This window comes from Chryseobacterium sp. SIMBA_028 (genome assembly GCF_046535285.1).
Taxonomy (GTDB): Bacteria; Bacteroidota; Bacteroidia; order Flavobacteriales; family Weeksellaceae; genus Chryseobacterium.
The window spans coordinates 1-244 of the sequence record NZ_JAWRWZ010000712.1; the positions used below are offsets into that span (position 1 = coordinate 1).

Consider the following 244-nt stretch of genomic DNA (forward strand, 5'->3'; position numbering starts at 1 on the left):
GTAACATTTAATGACCAGGTATTAAATTCCAAAAAGAACAATTTCCTGCTTTCTCTTCACAAAGAAAAAGAGAAGTTCGGAATGGCCCTGGTGGATATTTCCACAGGAGAATTTTTAGTGAGTGAAGGAAATCTGGATAAACTATTGCATATCGTCCATACGTTTGATCCCAGTGAGATCATTTATCAGAGAAGTGTTCAGATTCCGGAGAAGCTTAAGAATAAAAGTGCTTTTAAACTGGAAG

At 36.5% G+C, this 244-nt stretch carries 1 protein-coding gene; it reads left to right on the forward strand.

Annotation, left to right across the window (positions count from 1 at the left end; all coding sequences use genetic code 11):
• Positions 1-244, forward strand: a 244-nt coding sequence (locus SCA31_RS25100; RefSeq protein WP_410699656.1) for a hypothetical protein, incomplete at both ends; no start/stop codon positions are given.